The sequence below is a fragment of the Exiguobacterium qingdaonense genome, from assembly GCF_018617855.1.
Classification (GTDB): Bacteria; Bacillota; Bacilli; order Exiguobacteriales; family Exiguobacteriaceae; genus Exiguobacterium; species Exiguobacterium qingdaonense.
Genome location: NZ_JACSKY010000012.1, coordinates 20,783 through 38,044, shown reverse-complemented (window position 1 = coordinate 38,044; position 17,262 = coordinate 20,783). Strand labels below are relative to the sequence as shown.

General features: G+C 50.6%; 18 protein-coding genes. 7 read left to right on the top strand and 11 right to left on the bottom strand.

The features are described from left to right. Positions 1–22 precede the first annotated feature (22 nt). The 5 genes from KNP00_RS12020 to KNP00_RS12000 all read left to right on the top strand — a co-directional run bounded on the left by KNP00_RS12020 (position 23) and on the right by KNP00_RS12000 (position 3,761). Entirely contained in the window at positions 23–817 is a 795-nt protein-coding gene (locus tag KNP00_RS12020) for a DeoR/GlpR family DNA-binding transcription regulator (protein ID WP_338082282.1), read from the top strand. 166 nt (positions 818–983) lie between these two features. Next, positions 984–1,403 (top strand): RpiB/LacA/LacB family sugar-phosphate isomerase, encoded by a 420-nt coding sequence (locus KNP00_RS12015; protein WP_215145599.1) that lies wholly within the window; start codon positions 984–986, stop codon positions 1,401–1,403. A gap of 13 nt (positions 1,404–1,416) precedes the next feature. Then, positions 1,417–1,932 (top strand): galactose-6-phosphate isomerase subunit LacB, encoded by a 516-nt coding sequence (lacB, locus tag KNP00_RS12010; protein ID WP_215145592.1) that lies wholly within the window; start codon positions 1,417–1,419, stop codon positions 1,930–1,932. Positions 1,933–1,958: 26 nt separating this feature from the next. After that, positions 1,959–2,828 carry a tagatose bisphosphate family class II aldolase gene (locus tag KNP00_RS12005; protein ID WP_215145590.1) on the top strand — a complete coding sequence of 290 codons (870 nt, stop codon included), beginning with the start codon at positions 1,959–1,961 and terminating at the stop codon, positions 2,826–2,828. Between the two features lie 9 nt (positions 2,829–2,837). Then, positions 2,838–3,761: a 1-phosphofructokinase family hexose kinase gene (locus KNP00_RS12000; RefSeq protein WP_215145582.1), complete on the top strand. Its 924-nt coding sequence runs from the start codon at positions 2,838–2,840 to the stop codon at positions 3,759–3,761. 43 nt (positions 3,762–3,804) lie between these two features. Here KNP00_RS12000 and chrA read toward each other — a convergent pair whose 3' ends face one another. Both chrA and KNP00_RS11990 read right to left on the bottom strand, forming a co-directional pair. Next, complete coding sequence (gene chrA / locus KNP00_RS11995; RefSeq protein WP_215145580.1) at positions 3,805–4,989, bottom strand: chromate efflux transporter; 1,185 nt, start codon at positions 4,987–4,989, stop codon at positions 3,805–3,807. A gap of 4 nt (positions 4,990–4,993) precedes the next feature. After that, positions 4,994–5,302, bottom strand: a complete 309-nt coding sequence (locus tag KNP00_RS11990; RefSeq protein ID WP_215145579.1) for a PadR family transcriptional regulator — start codon at positions 5,300–5,302, stop codon at positions 4,994–4,996. Between the two features lie 200 nt (positions 5,303–5,502). Here KNP00_RS11990 and KNP00_RS11985 point away from each other — a divergent pair, with 200 nt between their 5' ends. Then, positions 5,503–8,187, top strand: coding sequence for an HD domain-containing phosphohydrolase (locus tag KNP00_RS11985; RefSeq protein ID WP_338082281.1), 2,685 nt, complete (start codon positions 5,503–5,505; stop codon positions 8,185–8,187). A gap of 38 nt (positions 8,188–8,225) precedes the next feature. Here KNP00_RS11985 and KNP00_RS11980 read toward each other — a convergent pair whose 3' ends face one another. From KNP00_RS11980 to KNP00_RS11970, 3 genes are read right to left on the bottom strand one after another with little or no spacing between them, the layout of a single operon-like run. Beyond that, positions 8,226–9,326, bottom strand: a complete 1,101-nt coding sequence (locus tag KNP00_RS11980; protein WP_215145577.1) for an ABC transporter permease — start codon at positions 9,324–9,326, stop codon at positions 8,226–8,228. After that, positions 9,313–10,446, bottom strand: a complete 1,134-nt coding sequence (locus KNP00_RS11975; RefSeq protein ID WP_215145575.1) for an ABC transporter permease — start codon at positions 10,444–10,446, stop codon at positions 9,313–9,315. Before KNP00_RS11975 ends, KNP00_RS11980 begins: the two co-directional genes overlap by 14 nt. An 11-nt stretch (positions 10,447–10,457) precedes the next feature. Continuing rightward, positions 10,458–11,390, bottom strand: coding sequence for an ABC transporter ATP-binding protein (locus KNP00_RS11970; RefSeq protein WP_215145573.1), 933 nt, complete (start codon positions 11,388–11,390; stop codon positions 10,458–10,460). A gap of 145 nt (positions 11,391–11,535) precedes the next feature. On the opposite strand from KNP00_RS11970, the gene KNP00_RS11965 reads away from it, so the two are divergent. Beyond that, positions 11,536–11,934, top strand: coding sequence for a hypothetical protein (locus KNP00_RS11965; RefSeq protein ID WP_215145570.1), 399 nt, complete (start codon positions 11,536–11,538; stop codon positions 11,932–11,934). 85 nt (positions 11,935–12,019) lie between these two features. Here the strand turns inward: KNP00_RS11965 and KNP00_RS11960 are convergent, their stop codons facing one another. The 6 genes from KNP00_RS11960 to KNP00_RS11935 form a co-directional block, all read right to left on the bottom strand. Then, positions 12,020–12,919, bottom strand: a complete 900-nt coding sequence (locus KNP00_RS11960) for a CAP domain-containing protein (protein WP_215145569.1) — start codon at positions 12,917–12,919, stop codon at positions 12,020–12,022. Between the two features lie 105 nt (positions 12,920–13,024). Further along, the gene (locus KNP00_RS11955) at positions 13,025–14,782 is read right to left on the bottom strand and encodes a C39 family peptidase (RefSeq protein WP_215145567.1); all 1,758 of its coding nucleotides are present in this window, start codon (positions 14,780–14,782) and stop codon (positions 13,025–13,027) included. A gap of 92 nt (positions 14,783–14,874) precedes the next feature. Beyond that, positions 14,875–15,633 carry an ABC transporter permease gene (locus tag KNP00_RS11950; protein ID WP_215145565.1) on the bottom strand — a complete coding sequence of 253 codons (759 nt, stop codon included), beginning with the start codon at positions 15,631–15,633 and terminating at the stop codon, positions 14,875–14,877. After that, a complete protein-coding gene (locus KNP00_RS11945) occupies positions 15,633–16,481 on the bottom strand; it encodes an ABC transporter ATP-binding protein (RefSeq protein WP_215145564.1) in 849 nt (282 codons plus the stop codon). The genes KNP00_RS11950 and KNP00_RS11945 overlap by 1 nt, the downstream gene beginning before the upstream one ends. Next, positions 16,478–16,684, bottom strand: coding sequence for a PLD nuclease N-terminal domain-containing protein (locus KNP00_RS11940; RefSeq protein WP_215145562.1), 207 nt, complete (start codon positions 16,682–16,684; stop codon positions 16,478–16,480). The genes KNP00_RS11945 and KNP00_RS11940 overlap by 4 nt, the downstream gene beginning before the upstream one ends. A 115-nt stretch (positions 16,685–16,799) precedes the next feature. Continuing rightward, positions 16,800–17,213: a universal stress protein gene (locus tag KNP00_RS11935; RefSeq protein WP_215145560.1), complete on the bottom strand. Its 414-nt coding sequence runs from the start codon at positions 17,211–17,213 to the stop codon at positions 16,800–16,802. Positions 17,214–17,262: the final 49 nt, after the last annotated feature.

Genomic DNA, 17,262 nt, shown 5'->3' with positions numbered 1-17,262 from the left:
TATACTGATAGAAAGAAGGAGGGTGATCGGAAAAATGTTGAAAGAGCAGCGATGGGATCGCATCTTGGAACTGGTGGACACGAAAGGGGTCGTCAAAACGACGGAAGTGACAGAATTGCTTGGCGTCACACCGATGACAGCACGTCGTGATTTGCAGATGCTTGAAGAGTTGGGGCGTCTTGAACGTATTCACGGTGGTGCGAAGTCTTTGAACATGGACCGTCCCCTGTCATACGAAGAACTGTCTCATGTCGAGAAGAAACAACTTCGTTCGGAAGAGAAGCGGAGTATCGCGAGGAAGGCGGCGGAACTCATTGAAGAAAATGCGACCGTGTTCATCGGTCCCGGGACGACCAATGAACTCATTTATGAATACATCGATGTGAATGCACGTATTTTTACAAACTCTTTTCAAGTGTTCGAACGCTTTAAAAACGATACGCGATTTGAACTCATGCTGATCGGTGGGCGCTATCGTGAACGGACGGGTGCTTTTGTGGGGAGCTTTACGAATGATATCATGTCTCGTATCAACGTTTCCCTCGCTTTTATCGGTACGAACGGGGTACACAACGAACGGATTACGACGGCGAACGAAGAAGAGGGCGCTTGTCAAAAAATCGTCCTAGATAATGCACAGATGAAATATATTTTGTGCGATTCAAGCAAAATCGGTCGCGCCGACCTATTCGACTTTTATGGATTAGATCACGTAGATGGTTTGATTACTGATGAGAATGTTGACGAAGCGACATTGCATCATTATTCTTCTTATACGGAAATCATTGTAGGAAAAAATGAACAACAACTTGTATGACAGATTAAATAAAAGTCTGAATTGTTACGAAATGTGACGATTCAGGCTTTTTTTTGATAATAAACAAACAATAAATGTTCGAAAATGATTGAAATTAAACGAACATGTGCTATTATAAAAGTGTAAATAACGAACAAAAAAGAACAAAAGGGAAGAAGGGATTATTGTGAAAGTAGCACTTTCGGCAGACAAAGCAAGTGAAGGGCGTAAACAAGTGATCATTGACCACGTGAAGGGGCTAGGACATGAAATCGTAGATTATTCGGGTGATGATATCGTGGCTGCAATTGTTCGAGTGACGAATGCGGTTCGTGATGAAGAGGTGGCACGTGGCATCTTGCTCGATTCATTTGGGTCATTGTCATACATGGTCGCTGCAAAGCAATCAGGGATTGTTTGCGCACAAGTATCAGATGAACATTCTGCGAAAATGACAAGGGACCATAACAACTCGACGATTATTGCGATGGGGACAGAAGTCATCGGAGACACGTTAGCTCGTGAAATTGTAAGCGCATTCCTTGGGGCGGAGTACTCAGGTGGGCGTCATCAAATCCGTGTAGACATGCTGAACAAATTGGCTTAAGGAGGACGAAAAAATGAAGATTGCAATCGGCTGCGACCATATTGTGACAGATATTAAAGATGAGATGGTGCGATACCTTGAAGCGCAAGGCCATGAAGTCATTGATTGTGGGACATACGATCTTGAACGAACGCATTACCCGATCTATGGGCGTCGTGTCGCGGAACAAGTCGTCACGAATGAAGCGGAACGTGGGGTTGTCATTTGTGGTACGGGAGTAGGGATCACGACGTCGGCCAATAAAGTTCAAGGTGTGCGTGCGCCACTCGTGCGAGATGTGACCACTGCTAGGATGGCACGGGAGCAACTCGATGCGAATGTGATTGGAATCGGGGGACGAATTACCGGTCTCGGTTTGATGCAAGAGATTGTAGATGTCTTTTTGAATACGCCATTTGTCGAAACAGACGAATCGAAACAACTCATCGCCTCGGTCGATGCGTTGGCGTCAACGAGTCGGGGACTAGATGGCGACGAGATATTCGATGAATTTTTAGAGAAGTGGGAAACGGGCTGTTACGTCGATTGACAAATAATCTAATGAGGTGAATGAACATGGAAATGACAAAAACAGGTGTCATCAATACGAAAGAGATGCTACGCGATGCACAAATGAACGGATATGCTGTCCCAGCCTTTAACATTCATAACTTGGAGACGGCACAAGTCGTGGTGGACACGGCAGCGGAACTTCGGTCTCCAGTCATTTTGGCTGCGACCCCTGGAACGTTCACATACGCTGGGCGTGATTACATTCAAGCGATTGCGGATACAGCTGCACGCCGCTATGACATCCCGATTGCGCTTCATTTGGATCATCATGAGACGATTGAAGACATTCGCGACTCGCTTGAACTTGGTACAAAATCGGTCATGATCGATGCTTCACACCATGCATTCGAAGAGAACGTTGAGACAGTGCGTCAAGTCGTCGCGATGGCTCATGAATACGGTGCATCGGTTGAAGCCGAGCTTGGTCGCTTAGGTGGGCAAGAAGATGACCTTGTGGTGGATGAGGCCGACTCCTTCTACACCGATCCTTCCGCGGCAGCAGAATTTGTCGAGAGAACAGGAATCGACTCGCTTGCCGTCGCGATCGGAACGGCCCATGGCTTATATAAAGCAGAACCGAAACTTGATTTGGAGCGGTTGTCTGAAATCCGAGCAGTCGTCGACATTCCTCTCGTTCTCCATGGCGCATCTGGTGTACCGTTTGATACGGTGCGCGAATGTATTCGTCGAGGTTGCTGTAAGGTCAACATCGCCACAGAGTTAAAAATGCCATTCGCCGCGACACTTCGAAGCGTCTTGACCGAAAATCAGGAAGAGAGCGATCCGCGCAAATATTTCGGACCGGCCAAAGCTGCGATGAAGACGGTCGTAGAAGAGAAGATTCGAATGTGCATGAGTGATGGACGTTATTGAGGTTCGGGTATGATTTTGACCATCACGTTAAATCCTGCAATCGATGTCCGTTATGACATGTCGCAGTTTCAGTTGAAAGGAACAAATCGAACGGATGCCCCTCACCGTACCGCGGGAGGGAAAGGACTGAATGTTACCCGAGTCATCCATCAATTAAAAGAATCGGTTGTTGCTACTGGAATAGTCGGGGGTGAGTCGGGAGAGTGGGTCACCACTACGCTCACCGATCAAGGAATTCGCCATGAGTTTTATCAGGTGTCTGGTAACACACGAACGTGTTTGGCTTTTTTACACGATGGAAATCAAACCGAAGTACTTGAAAATGGACCGACCATCTCGACAGAAGAATGGGAAGGGTTCAAGCAACATGTGGCTACGCTCTTGCCTGAAGTCTCACTCATCGTGGCGTCCGGTAGTTTGCCGAAAGGTGTGCCGGTGAGTGCCTATCGCGAATTGATCGAGCTAGCAGGGCAATATGGGAAGAAAGTAATCCTCGATACAAGCGGAGAGGCTCTTCGTGAAGGGTTGTCGGCTCATCCTTTGTTAGTGAAACCGAATGAAGAAGAATTGAACAGTTTGGATCCCGTCGCTCCAATCGAGCACACGCTCAACCGGATCGGATATATGAGTGACTGGGTCGTTCATTCAAAAGGGAAGCGAGGGGCGGATGCAATCGTTCATGGACAACGCTATGTCATCGACGTACCGAACGTGGCGGCCGTGAACGCCGTCGGGTCTGGCGATGCGATGATTGCTGGTCTCGCCGTCGGAATGGTGAGACGACAATCCGTAGAAGAGGCGCTTCGTCTCGGTAGTGCGACCGGCACGCTCAATGCCCTTGAAGAAGGCACGGGAAGTATCAATTGTGCACATCTTGAAGACATGCTCAATCAGATTCGGGTGACACGGATGTCCCCCATCTCCTCATCATGAAAGAAGCGACCTGTCGTCTTATGGACAGGTCGCTTCTTTCTAGTTACATCATATTAATCAACGTCCCGCCAATCACCCCGGCGATGACGAGTGCCCATGGGGGCAGTTTCCAATAGGCAATCATCACGAACAGGAAGGCGGCGAACACGAAATCGACCGCATCGTTGACGGTGCTCGTGAAGATCGGGCTGTAGAATGCCGCGATCAAAATCCCGACAACGGCCGCATTGACGCCGATGAGGGCGCCGGCAACTTTTGGGTTGTGGCGTAGGGCGTCCCAATACGGGAGTGCCCCGAGGATGAGTAAGAATGCCGGCAAGAAGATGGCGACCGTCGCGAGCAATCCGCCCGGTACACCATCGATGGCTGTCCCTAGATACGAAGCGAACGTAAATAGCGGTCCAGGGACGGCCTGGGCGGCACCATATCCTGCAAGGAAAGCCTCTTCACTCAAGAAGCCGGCGGGTACGAGCTCTCGTTCAAGTAGTGGCAAGACGACATGTCCGCCGCCGAAGACGAGGGCACCGGCCCGGTAGAAACTGTCGAATAAAGCAATCGCCTGACTCTCAAACGTCTCCCGTAAAATCGGTAAGATGACGAGAAGTGCGCCGAAGACTGACAACAAGACGGCCCCGAGTCGTTTTGAGATGGGAAAGGCACTCGATTTTTCCTCGAGGCGGTCCGGTTTGAACAATAGGAAACCTGCGAGCGCCGCGACGAGAATGACGAGTACCTGACTGAACGTCGTCTGCCAAAGCAGGACGCCGGCCAAAGCGAAAAAGGCGATCGTCCGCGTCTTCGTATTGGGCGTGAGTTTACTCGCCATCCCTAAAATGGCATGGGCGACGATGGCGACGGCGACGACTTTCAATCCGTATAGCCAGCCCGCGTCCGAGACGTCAAGTCCCGACAACAACAAAGCGAACAGGATGAGGGCGATGACCGACGGGGTCGTGAATCCGATAAAGGAAGTGATCCCACCTAAGATGCCGCCCCGGACGATGCCGATGCCGATGCCGACTTGTGAACTTGCCGGGCCGGGCAAGAATTGGCATAGCGCGACGAGGTCGGCATATGCTTTCTCATCCATCCATTTGCGTCGTCTCACATACTCCTCGTGGAAGTAACCGAGGTGGGCGACCGGCCCACCGAACGAGGTGAGGCCGAGCCTCGTTGAAACGAATAAGATCTCTAGTAACGTCTTGAACGTCACGCGTTGTGTGAACATATCTTCACTCCTTGATTTCTTTGAATAACTCGTATGCTTTTTGGCGGGCTTCCTTAAGTACGGAGAGCCCTTTCTCCGTCGTTACGTAATTTTTACGGACATGCCCATCGACCGTCTCATTATGGCGAACGAGCAGACCGTCCTTTTCCATCCCATGTAGGATCGGATAGAGTGTTCCGGCACTGATTTCATAGCCATGCTCCCGTAGTTCATCGACCATCCATGCCCCGTATACAGGGTGCTCCGCAGCATGGTGTAAAATGTGGATATGGATGAAACCGAGAAATAACTTCCGCAAGACGCGGTCTTCCATACGTGTCATCTCCTTGTTATCGAAATCCGATATCGAGTTTCGAAATCAGTCTACCAAACGAGTGAGGAGGACACAAGGGACAAGGATACAGTTTACAAAAACTTATTATGGACTAGATGGGAATGAGTTCGGAAAAAATAGGGAATCTATCATAAATGAGGTAAACTAAGTAATAATTTCATTACTGAGGAGGAAGTGACGTGACAAAACCATCCCAATCTTCAAACGATACATTGTTGCGCCATATGCCCCAAGGTTACGTCGAATTCAAGGTGATTTACGACGACGCTTCGGAGCCGATTGACTATGAATTCTTTGAAGTGAATCCCGCTTTCGAGAGAATGATGAAAGGGAAACGTAAACATTTTATCGGAGAACGCGTCACGACTATTTTAAAAGGGTTTGAATACAGTGATCGTGAATGGATGATTCAAGTGGCGCGTGTCGTCAGTGAAGGCGGGACGGTGACATTCGAGCACTTTTCACGTCGAAATAAATCATGGTTCGAGATGTCCGTGTTCAGCGAACGACCTGGATTCGTCACGACGATGTTTCATGACATCACTCGACACATTCAAGAGAATAATGCCCTCAACCAACTCGTCAACGTCTCCCATCGATTCGTCTCATCCGGGAGTGATTTACTGATCAATCAACAATTTCTCGACCAAATTCGAGATTTTACCGGTGCGAAGGCGGTCGCCCTCAATTTGATGGAGAGTGACGGAGAGTCGTACACGACGGTCGCCTTGTCCGGAATGGACGACATGTTAGAAAGAAGTCTCGACGTATTGGGGTTCCACCCAGTCGGGAAAAAATGGGCGATGACCGACCAGCGACGTGACCTGTTCAGCCGACCGAATCCGATTGTGTTTGATGGGATCATCCCCTTGATTGACGGCGCACTGCCGAAACGGCTCGTCAAAAACTTACTACGTATTTTTTCACTCGGAGAAGTCGTCCTTTTCAAAATCGAGAAAGACGGCGTGCTATACGGGGATTTGACGATTGTGATGCAAGAGGGCCAGGCGGCGAACCGTCTAGGGCTTGTAGAATTGTATCTCGTCCACATACTCGAGCAGTTGATGAAAGCCGATCATCAGGTAGGTGAGACGAAAAAATCGATGTTCGATGGGTTTGCGACACTCGACTTGGAATGCATCATGGCATTCGGCACGAGACAAGTGCTGCATTTGAACGATACGTGGGAGCGTGTTTTAGGGTATTCACTAGAGGATTTAGAGAACATCGACTTCCTCAGCCTGATTCACCCAGATGACGAGACGATTACAGAGTCTGCCTTCGCAGAACTTGAAGAGCGAGGGGAGCTGTTCCGTTTCGTCAATCGCTTCCGAACGATCGATGACACGTATCGCTCGATTGAATGGCATTGTAAGCTGCAAGGGAACTATATTTATGCGGTCGCTAAAGATGTGACGGACCGGGTGCAGTTGGAGGAAAAACTGGCCGAACGAGACCGTCTTTTGACAAAATTGTCGGATCAGGTACCGGGTGCCATCTATCAGTTCGAACTGTTCCCTGATGGTAGTTTCAATTTTCCGTTCTTTAGTCGGGGGTTCGAAGAGATCCTTGGGATTTCATCTGAAGATGTTCAACGAGATGCAACGCTCGTCTTCAAGCGGATGCATCCCGATGACTATCCTCACGTCATGCAGTCGATCGATGAATCGTATCGGAATTTGACGATTTGGGACGCAGAGTTTCGTGTGTTGACCGAGGACGGACGAACCATTTGGATACTAGGTTCTTCACGACCAGAAAAGATTGCGGAAGGTCATGTGCTGTGGCACGGTTATATCGGCGATGTCACCGAGAAGAAAAAGTACGAGAAAGAGATTGAATATTTGAGTTATCACGACCAGCTGACCGGCGCCAAGAATCGGCGATATTTTGAGGAGGCGTTGACACGTTTTGATGAGGAGAGCTACTATCCACTAACGCTCCTCGTCATCGACATCAATGGTCTCAAACTGACGAACGATGCGTTCGGTCACTTGGTCGGGGATCAGCTGCTCGTCGAGGCGGCAAATATTTTACGAAATGAATTGCGCGCGAAAGATGAAGTGGCGCGTGTCGGTGGGGACGAATTCGTCGTCATCTCCCCGAACACGACGCTCGATGAGGCGAAGCAACTGTCGGAACGTCTGAGCCGGCTCTTCCTCGAGAAGACAGTGGAGGGCTTACCGATTTCCGCATCGTTCGGTGAGGCCGTCAAACATGATACGACAGTCGATTTGACCGATGTGTTCAACTTGGCGGAAGACCGGATGTATCACCATAAGGTGTCCGAGAAACAGAGTCGCCGCCATCATTCGATTCAATTGATCATGCGCACGCTTTATGAGAAAATCCCACGTGAAGAGGAACATTCTCACCGTGTCGCCAACTTGTCCGGTCAACTCGCGGAAGCGATGGGCTTCACGAGTGCCGAAGTGAATGAAATTCGGACGGCCGCCATTTTGCACGATATCGGAAAAGTGGCGATCAGTAACGATATTTTAGACAAACCGGGTGCGTTGACTGAATCCGAATGGCGAGAAATCAAGCGGCATCCCGAGGTCAGTTACAATATTTTGAGCACGGTCCCTGAATACGTTGCCTTGTCCGAAATCGTGTTGGCACACCATGAACGATGGGACGGGCAAGGGTATCCGAAAGGAATCAGTGAATACGACATCCCGCTCGCTTCCCGCATCATCTCGATTGCCGATACGTTTGATGTCATGGTGACAGGGAGACCGTATCGTCAGGCGAAGACGATTGATGAAGCGCTCGCTATCATCAAGCAAGAAGCAGGAAAACAGTTCGATCCATCGCTCGTGGACGTCTTCTTTGAAAAAGTCGTCCCAACGTTACAACAATGAAAGAAGCGAGTCCCCCACGACATAGGAGGACTCGCTTTTTAGATGGTGAGCGGTCGTCTTTTTACGACGAAGACGGTCAATAAGAAGACGATGGCGGTCATGATTCCCATCATCAAAATTGAGAAGAGTGGGAACTGTCCCTCGTACATCGTGATGACTCCATCGTTCAACCAATAAGTCGGTAAGAAGCGGCCGACGAATTTTAATGAATCTGGCAGCCATAAGAGACTGATGAAGGCGCCACCTGTTATGGCAGAAGCCATCGTGACCGATATTTGAAAGATGTTCGCCTTTTCCCGATTCGTCGCGGCGACGGCGATGAGACCACCGAGCGCAAGGCAGACGAGCAGATAGGAGGAGAACAAGGCGAATACGGTCGGAAGGTACGCCCAGACGTCTTGACCGTGAAGAACGAGACTCACACCAATCAACAAGACCACGTAAATGAATCCGACGAGATAAAAAGCAAATAAGAGAGAAGCGAAATAACGTCTTGGAGTAACCGGTGAGGCGAACAGGCGTGCATAAATCTTCTCGTCCCGGTCGTCTGCGACGAACATCGGGATGAACTGGAGGAACGTCGACATCATGATGAACGACAACAGACCGAAAAAGGCTTGTGTACGTGCGGTCGTGGCGACACTTTCTTGAAACGGCTCACTTGAGAGCGTATAGCCATTCATCGCCTCTTCAGACGCAAGTCGTTCGAAGGCGGCTTCATCGTATCCGCTCGCCTCAAGGAGTTGACGCTCCCGGGATAAATGTCCGTTCAACGCCTGTTCAATCAAGGAGGCGTCACTTCCGGCAATCGCGGAGAAGGAGAGGCGAGGCATATCTCCCGTGAACGCTTGTGCCGTGAAATTTTCAGGAATGACAAGGATGATGTCCTCCCCCTCTAACAAGACCTCTTCATCACTTGCTTCAAGCAGAGTGACACGGCCGAAACGATCGGCCTCCTCAATCAAGCGTTCGGCGAGAATTCCGCCGTCCCGGTCGACGACTCCGACCGACGCGCTCAAGCTAGACGTTCCTCCGACGAATGACAGGATGAGCGCGAACCCGAACAACGAAACGAACGTGAACACCCATAGCCCTTTCTTTCTGAGCATCCGTTTGGCCACGTGTCTAATGAGTACCATGACGCTTCACCCCTTTCGAGAGAATGTAGCTGAATGCGATCAAGATGAGTAGATGAATCCCGAGCAATCCGAGACTTTGCCAATACAGACTCATGTCGCCTTCGCGGAGCATGACGGCAAGCATGCCGTCCCGCATAAAGATCGGCATGAACACATAGGCCGCCCACGGTGCATAGTATAGTGTCACTTCGTCAAAGCCGGGCACGTAGCCTCCAGATAAGATCATGAGAATGGCGACGAATCCGTTGACGATTGCATCTTTCGTCGTCATGCTCAACTTCGGCAATTGGACGATGACGAAGCCGACCGCGACCCCATAAGCGGTCAAGGCAAGCCAAGATAAAATCAAATGACCAAACTGAACGTTCGACAAATCAAATGTCCGATAGACGAAATGACTGAACCAAAAGAGTAAGATGATTTGAAGCAAGATGATGACGTACCGACTGAACGTCCGCGCGATCCGATATTGGATCGTCCTGACAGGGGCTGCTTGAATACGTAGATAGCTCCCGACATTCGGTTGTTCCTCTCGTGCCATCGAAGTGATGTAAAACGAACCGAAGAGGGCGGTCATGATCGAGATGGTGACGGTAAAATATTCGAGCGAGGTCGGGGTGCGGCCCGCCAAGTCGACACTTTCCGTATCAAGCCATTCCTCATTCTCATATGGGGCCGATTCGCCTGCCTCTGTGAGCATGATTTGTTGATTGGCAATCGCCGTGTATTGGGTGAGGATGGATTCGAGGACATCGAACTCGACGGTCGTCGGTTCTTCATATAAGAGCGTGATCATACTGTCATCGAGCTGTAAGATGACGTCCGCATCACCGTCATTCACGCCGGCCTCGGCGGATGCGATGTCTTCATACGGTATCAGTCGGATGAACGCTTGAATGTCTTCGTCGTCCAAAAAGGTCTCGAGCGGCTCACGGTACTGGTCGGTCGAGGATTCGACGTAGGCAACATTCGTGACCGGCAGTTTGAACGTGTCACTGAAGACGGCCGACAGCATCGTTCCGAGACCGAAAATGAGGATGAGTGGGAAAATTAGCATCCAAAAGATGGTGGCGCGGTCACGAAGCCGTTGCTTCACATCATATTTGATGAAGGTCCACATGAAAGTACCCCCTATTCCCGGAGCGTCTTCCCGGTCAATGCCAAAAAGACGGTATTGAGGGAAGGACGGTCGACCGTGATGGATGTGAAATGAACATGTTCCTGATGTAGCGTCTCAAGAAGTGGGGCGAGCGGTGTGTTTTTATTCAACGACACCTCGATATACGGTTCCTCATACTCCACTTTTTGGACGTGCTCGAGTGCTTCGAGTCGTTCGAGCGCATGTGGGGGAAGGGTGTCGACTTTGATCCGGGCCGTCTCGAGCGTCATGACGCGGTCCTTTAGTTCATCCTGGGTCCCTTCGGCGATGATCTTCCCCTCATCGACGATGGCGATTCGGTCGCATAGGAGCTCGACTTCCTCCATGTAATGTGACGTATAGATAATCGTGGCACCACGACGGTTCAGTTCACGGATGTTCTCGAGAATGGTGTTACGCGACTGTGGGTCGATGGCGACGGTCGGTTCGTCCATAAAGATGAGCTCGGGCTCATGCACGATGCCACAGGCGATATTTAGTCGACGGAGAAGGCCACCGGAAAGTTCAGGTGGGCGTTTCTTTTGGTGAGCATCGAGTTCGACGAAGGCAACGGCGGCCTCGGTCTTTTGTTTCGCTTCCTTCGGACTGAACCCGTACAGTTCGGCAAAGAATTGGATGTTTTCATAGACAGTCAGCTGGTCATAGACAGAGACGTGTTGCGGTACGATCCCGACGCGACGTTTAATCGGTAGCTCGTCTTTTGGCATCGATTGTCCAAAAATACGGATCGATCCGGCATCCGCTTCGTACAAGTTCAACATGACCGAGATGGCGGTCGTCTTGCCGGCACCGTTCGGACCGAGTAGACCGAACAGTTCGCCTTCCTCGACGTTCAGGCTGAGGTCGTTCAAGGCGATGGTGTCCCCGAAACGCTTCGTGACATGTTCGAGCGAGATGATCGACATAGGTGTGCCCCTTTCTCATATGAAAATCACATTCTTTTACACAAAGGTGTTCGAGTATTGTCATGAATATCCCTGTCCAGACAGATGAAATTATGTAATAATCTAATTATTCAGATAATTATTTGTGTCGAAATGAGGGATTTGGATGAAAGGGTGGAAGTTCAATAAGCAAGAAGGGGCGTTGTTCCCAGACGAAATCGTGCTCTCCGCATTTTGTACGGTCGAGCCGAAACGGATGGATTCAACATTACCGTTTTACTACGATGAATCGGTTTTCCGTTTTAAGAATAAACAAGGGGAGACGTTTTACTTTAAAATATCACCGAGCTATCACGAATTTGAGATTAACGTGAAAAACGAGGACGGGGAGCTCGTGTATTATCAATTGCTTCGGACCGTCACGAAAGTCGAGGTGTTAGAAGACCGACGGGATCATGCGGAGTTATTGATCGTGCTCGGAGAAGACAGGAAGCGGACCGTGACGTCGATTGAATTGACCGTTCGGCCGCGTTTCCGTGTGCTCGTGAAAGAACATGAAATATAATATATTCACACAAGGGGCGGATGCGAATCCGTTCTTTTTAGTTTGGAACGAAAAAACAGCCACAATGTGACTGTTCTTTCCTCGGTCATTTCGTCAAAAAGATTTGGACGTGGATGGTCGAACCTTTTTTGTCGGTCGCCTTGCCGATCCCTAGATGGGTGTAATGCGCCTTCAAGATGTTCGCGCGATGACCACTACTGTTCATCCACGCATCGACTGCCCGTACCGGGTCGCTTGATCCCTTATAGATGTTTTCACCCCAACCACGATATGACACGCCGTAAGCGTCCAACGTATCACCCGGGGTGCCGTTTTCTTTGAGCGTGTGCGAGAATTGGCCGGTGCGTGCCATCTCATCCGCCCGGACTTGGGCGACGCGATTCGCCTCACTAGAAGCGTCGAGTAGGGATAACCCGACTGCTTTTCGCTCCACATTCGTCTCGGTCAACACGTTGACCGGCGATGTGAAACGGACGTGCTTGGCAAGGATGTACCCGGTATGCGTCCCGTAGCGGACTTTATACCAGCGCGTCGTGCCGGTGTATCGATATGAAATCGTATCGAGTACCGCGCCTTGACGGACGAACTTGACACCTGATGACGTCGTCAGTGGACGTGATTTCAAATAGACGCTCGACGGTTTGACGTACGTCGTTTTCGTGAACTTCACCTCAGCGGTTGAAAGTCGGACATATTTGGCCGGCAAATAAGCATAACCGTTGCCCCACTGGATTTTATACCAACGCATCCCGTCCAACTGGAACGATGTCCGGACGCGCATCGAGCCGTCTCTAGGGATGAGCGCAAGTCGTTTCGCGCTCATTGAGGGGGATTGCCGTACGTTGAGTTGACTGATCTTTGTCACGTACCCCGTCGTGTTGACCGACGTCTCATAATAAGCATGGACACGATTCACAGAGAAGGGTGAACTGATGATGCCTAGGGTGAGAATGATCGTGAGCAGGAAAGATAGGTTTTTTTTCAAATGGATCGACTCCTTTTTTGAGGCTCCCTTTATTCTATATTAGCTGGTCGATTTTTGGTTTTACCATTTCATTACAAAAAAGAGGACTGTTGATCAGCCCACCCTCTATCTGACCGCAAGCGCCTTCCATCCCGTCGCGCCCATGACGGCACTCACTTTTGATTTCGGGATGACCAAGCGACCGCGATACGGGTCGTTAATGTACAAATTCGACTTGTCATAGCCGGTCGCCAACATGACGTGATAGTTGACGTAGCCGGTGAACTTCTTGTTCGAGGCGGTGTACCAGTTGAAATAGCCGTACGGTTTATTGAAGTCGACGCTCGCCCAGACGATGACCGGGTTACCCATCGACAGTTCCCGTTCAATCGAGCCGAGTCCCTGGTTGGACAAATCCTTCACCGGACGATACTTGCTGGCGAATCCGATCATCCCTTTCGGATAAATCCCATAATTCTTATATTTGCCGAGCGTCCGTTTCGGGTCACCGGTGAACATGACGTTCGGGTCGACCCAACGATACGAACGATTTTCGTAGCGTGCGTTCCACATGCTCTTTGGCATCTCGCGATAAAGTGTCGAGGCACTGACGGCACGTCCCTTCTCTTCGAGCGCCATTTTGAGCGAAAAGAACTCGCAGCCGGACGGATACCCCATCGGGAACTGCCGATAGAGCGGCACGCTCATCTTATAGACGGAAAGGGATTGAGAGTAGGCTCCTCGCGCATCGAACGAGGCGTTCCCGACGTGGCGGTTTTGATACATCTTTCCGTTTTGGTCAAAGTAGTACCATTTCCCACCGATTGCTTGCCAGTCCGTCTTCTTCGTCAGGACCGGAGCGAAATACTCGTACTGCGTCGTGTATTTCCAGCCTTTTTCAGGGACGCCGGTCGAATGGAAATGATACGTCTTTCCATTCAACCGATGCTTCCCTTGAAGCCGATAACCGTAGGTCGGATGGAATCCGACCTTCTTTCCGTCAATCATTTGAAAACCATACTCGCGACGACCGTAGTAGTCAAACGAATAATAACGTGAGTTCAGTTTATGGATTCCTTCAAGACGATAGCCGTAGGTCGGGTGAAAACCGTACATGACCCCGTCGATGCGTTGGAGACCGTATTTGCGGTCGCCGTATTTTCCGAACAGATAGTGACGGTTGTTGATACGATAGAGCCCCTCGAGGCGATATCCATAATACGGATGGAAGCCATACATTGTTTCGCCGACCCGGGCGAGCCCTTGTCGACGTACCCCGTCATCCCCGAAGTAATAGCGGCGCGTGCCGACCGTCTTCCAACCGGTCGCCATCTTCCCTTGCGCCATCAAATAGTACTTGTTCCCGTCAATCGTATACATGCCCGTACGGATGGTGCCGTCAGGGAAGAAATAATGTTTTTCGTCCCCGAGCTGTTGCCAACCGGAGAGACGGACCCCGTCCTCGTTGAAGTAGTAGCGCTTTCCAGCAATCGTCTGGAAACCGGTGAGGGGCTGGCCAGTTTCGTCGAAATAATAGACGAGCCCGTCTCGTTCCTGCCATCCGCTAAACAGTTTTCCGTTCTCATCAAACGTGTATGTCGTGCCGTCGATTGTATAAAGACCGGTGACGAGTCGACCGTCCGCTTCAAAATAATATGTAGCGCCTTCAATTTCTTGCCAACCGGTGAGGGGCGTCCCATCCTCGTTCAAATAATACAGGTTCCCTTCAATTTCTTGCCAACCGATCAATGTCGTCCCGTCACTTGATGTGTAGACAATCCCATCGGCCGTCTGTTGAAAAGACCCTTCAACAGAAACGACTTGTGGACCGACCCACATTGTACCGATCACCAGTCCGACGTAGACAGTTCTGTTCCATGCCATGTTTTGGACCTCCTTTGAATACATACAGAAGAGATACCCATATTTATCCAATGTTAGCCTATGGCAAATGAATCATTTGAAAGGTCAGACGTTTATGCCGAATAGCTCATGAATCGAAGATGCTTCGATGCGAAATATAACGATGTGATGACGACGATGAGTCCGGTCACGATTGGCCAGACGAGGTGTACGTCTGTGAGTAGCACGTCTCCTGACAAAGGACCGAGCATCCATGGCATCCAGTCGAGATCGACCCAACCGATCACGAGCGATATGACGAAGTGGAGCCCGAGCGTCAACACGACCGCGACGACGCCGCTCTCAAGAAGTGCTGCGATGAAAAAGAAGATCGATAGCTGCACGATGAAATGACACATGAGTAACGCTGTCGACATGAGAAAATCGAACCAGTCAAATGAATCAAACAGAATCACCGTGTAGTACGCGGCTGCCCCTTGTGCAAGCAAGAGACCACCGACCGTCAGCAAGGCATAATGCCCCCATTTGCTGATGACGATCCGTGACGTTGGAATCTGTAACGATTTGAGCCAGACGAGCGTCCCGTTCGTCCGCTCGTGACTAAATGTGTGCATCGCCGACAGCAAGATGATGAGTTGTCCGATTTGCCGGAGCTGTTCACTGACGGAGACCAACACTTCCTGTGGCGTCGGCGTCGGAATCTCGATGACGGCACCGTCCGGCAAGTTCCCGCCAGAAGCGAGGATGTCCGGTAAGAAATAGAGCGTGAGCGGCTGCATCGAGGCGAGGAGCATGAGGGCGACCGGGATCCAGATGAGCCGTTTGTTCGACCACGACTCGCGCCATTCCTGTTTGAAGATTGCGGTACGCATTAGCCGTTCACCTCCAAAAATAATGATTCAAGCGATGGATGCCCGACGTGTAGCGATTGGATGGTGACGTTCAGCTCAAGGACACGTCGCAAAATCGCCCGTTCGGCAAGGTCCCGGTCTGATGATTCAAACGTCCACGTCGCCCCGAGCTTGGTCGCTCGGGTCACACCTTCTAACTGGGCCCAGTCCGACTCGTTCGTCTCGTCATCAAAAAGCCGCAATTCGAGGGTCGACTTCGAACCGAGCAGGTCGGTCACGGTTCCTTGCATGAGCAGTTTACCTTTCCGTAGCAAGAGCACCCAATCGCTCGCCTCTTCGGCATCCGGGAGGACATGTGTCGAATAAAGAATCATCCGCTCTCGCTTCAGATCGCTCAGTAAATCGAGCACCTCCCTGCGTCCTCTAGGGTCGAGCGCAGAGACCGGTTCATCGAGTAACAATAATTCCGGGTCATGAACGAGTGCTTGCGCGATCCCGAGACGTTGTCGCATTCCGCCGGATAAATTCGAGGCAGGGCGATCGATCGGTTCGAGACCGACACGTTTGAGTAGCTGAATCGGGTCGACGTGTTTCGTGCCGGTCAACTCGGCTGCGTATTGAATCGTCTCGACAGGGGTCAAAGAAGGATAGAGGGCCGGGCGTTGCGGCAAATAGCCGATCCGAATCCTCTCATGCCCACGCATCTCGCCGGTCGTCGGTTCTGTGACACGGGCGAGCAGGTTCAAGAGCGTCGTCTTACCGGCCCCGTTTTCCCCAAGGAGGGACGTGCATCCTGGGCGTAAGTCGAAACTGACATCGTCGAGTGCGGTGAAGGTTCCGAATCGCTTCGTGAGTTGTGTGACGTTCATCGCGGTGTCCGCCCCCACAAGAAGTAAATAATCGGTCCGAGAATGTTGATGAAGACGATGACGAGGAGCCATACCCATTTCGGTCCGTTCGTCACGTCGCGTTTAAACAAGTCAATCAAGGCGACGACGAGCAGGACGAGTTGCAACACCAAGATAGGCAATAAAATGAGGAAGAGTGTGTTCGGGTCGTTTGCGATCTCCATAGTGAGAACCTCCTATCACGGAATAGATTACTTTATACACATTCTACAATAGTGGCACGACCCCTGTATGTGACACAAAAAATCCCCATCTCACATTCGAGATGGGGGAGATGAATCATTTGACGATGATGACAGGAGCGAGTGCGCGTTTGGCGAGTTTATGGCTTACGCTGCCGAGAACGAACTCTTGGAACGTGTTCAATCCGCGCGACCCGACGACGACATAGTCATACGGCTCATGGTTCGCATATTTGACAAGTTCGACGTCTGGTTCACCGCGTAGTTCGATGTACTCGTAAGCGACCTCTTCTGCCTCTGCCAAATCGAATAACGGTTTGAGCATCTGTTTTCGCTTCGTCTCCAAGTCGATTTTACCTGTCGAATTGAGGGCGGCCTCTTTTGATTCTTTCGCACTGATGACGTGCACGATATCAATCGACGCTTTCGACGCCTTCGCGAGTTGAATCGCTTTTTCAAGCGCACGTTTTGAATGGGCAGAACCGTCTGCCGCTAAAAATACCTTTCCCATGAAAACTCCTCCTCTTTCGCACGTTCTACTTTTAGTATAGGCGATTTGA

Excerpts from the sequence above, each read along its gene's own strand:
- KNP00_RS11970 (WP_215145573.1), bottom strand. The coding sequence starts at position 11,390 with ATGTCGATCATCTCGCTCGAACATGTCACGAAGCGTTTCGGGGACACC.
- KNP00_RS12005 (WP_215145590.1), top strand. The coding sequence starts at position 1,959 with ATGGAAATGACAAAAACAGGTGTCATCAATACGAAAGAGATGCTACGC.
- lacB (WP_215145592.1), top strand. The coding sequence starts at position 1,417 with ATGAAGATTGCAATCGGCTGCGACCATATTGTGACAGATATTAAAGAT.
- KNP00_RS11965 (WP_215145570.1), top strand. The coding sequence starts at position 11,536 with ATGAAAGGGTGGAAGTTCAATAAGCAAGAAGGGGCGTTGTTCCCAGAC.
- KNP00_RS11990 (WP_215145579.1), bottom strand. The coding sequence starts at position 5,302 with ATGGAAGACCGCGTCTTGCGGAAGTTATTTCTCGGTTTCATCCATATC.
- KNP00_RS11955 (WP_215145567.1), bottom strand. The coding sequence starts at position 14,782 with ATGGCATGGAACAGAACTGTCTACGTCGGACTGGTGATCGGTACAATG.
- chrA (WP_215145580.1), bottom strand. The coding sequence starts at position 4,989 with ATGTTCACACAACGCGTGACGTTCAAGACGTTACTAGAGATCTTATTC.
- KNP00_RS11975 (WP_215145575.1), bottom strand. The coding sequence starts at position 10,446 with ATGTGGACCTTCATCAAATATGATGTGAAGCAACGGCTTCGTGACCGC.
- KNP00_RS11935 (WP_215145560.1), bottom strand. The coding sequence starts at position 17,213 with ATGGGAAAGGTATTTTTAGCGGCAGACGGTTCTGCCCATTCAAAACGT.
- KNP00_RS11940 (WP_215145562.1), bottom strand. The coding sequence starts at position 16,684 with ATGGAGATCGCAAACGACCCGAACACACTCTTCCTCATTTTATTGCCT.
- KNP00_RS12000 (WP_215145582.1), top strand. The coding sequence starts at position 2,838 with ATGATTTTGACCATCACGTTAAATCCTGCAATCGATGTCCGTTATGAC.
- KNP00_RS11950 (WP_215145565.1), bottom strand. The coding sequence starts at position 15,633 with ATGCGTACCGCAATCTTCAAACAGGAATGGCGCGAGTCGTGGTCGAAC.
- KNP00_RS11980 (WP_215145577.1), bottom strand. The coding sequence starts at position 9,326 with ATGGTACTCATTAGACACGTGGCCAAACGGATGCTCAGAAAGAAAGGG.
- KNP00_RS11945 (WP_215145564.1), bottom strand. The coding sequence starts at position 16,481 with ATGAACGTCACACAACTCACGAAGCGATTCGGAACCTTCACCGCACTC.